We start from the raw sequence: 338 nt of genomic DNA, 5'->3' as shown, positions 1-338 counted from the left end.
CACGTTCCGCTGGGCGAAACGATGCGTCGCCGCGCATCGTCGTCTGACCGCCGAACGGCTCGGCAAACCGTCTCAGGCGCTGTGCGGCGTCGTACAGGGCGCGAACTATGAGGCCCTGCGCCGTCACGCCGCGCGGCAGATCGCCTCGCTCGACTTCGACGGCGTGGGCATCGGCGGCGCCAGCGAGCAGCACATCCTCGGCAAGATCTGCGCGTGGCTCTGCGACGAGAGGCCCGAGCTGCGGCCCCGACACGTATTGGGCATCGCCGCGGGGGCCGACATCTTCGCCGGCGTGGAGAACGGCGGCGACACGTTCGACTGCGTGGCGCCCGCACGCA

The 338-nt window shown here is 71.0% G+C and carries 1 protein-coding gene; it reads left to right on the top strand.

What is annotated here, in order from left to right; translation table 11 throughout:
* A partial coding sequence (locus DF200_RS10580; protein ID WP_146192080.1) for a tRNA-guanine transglycosylase occupies window positions 1–338 on the top strand: 338 nt, incomplete at both ends.

This window comes from Bifidobacterium catulorum (genome assembly GCF_003129925.1).
Classification (GTDB): domain Bacteria; phylum Actinomycetota; class Actinomycetes; order Actinomycetales; family Bifidobacteriaceae; genus Galliscardovia; species Galliscardovia catulorum.
Note: the sequence above shows the minus strand (reverse complement) of the source record. Positions and strands in the feature narration are given on the sequence as shown.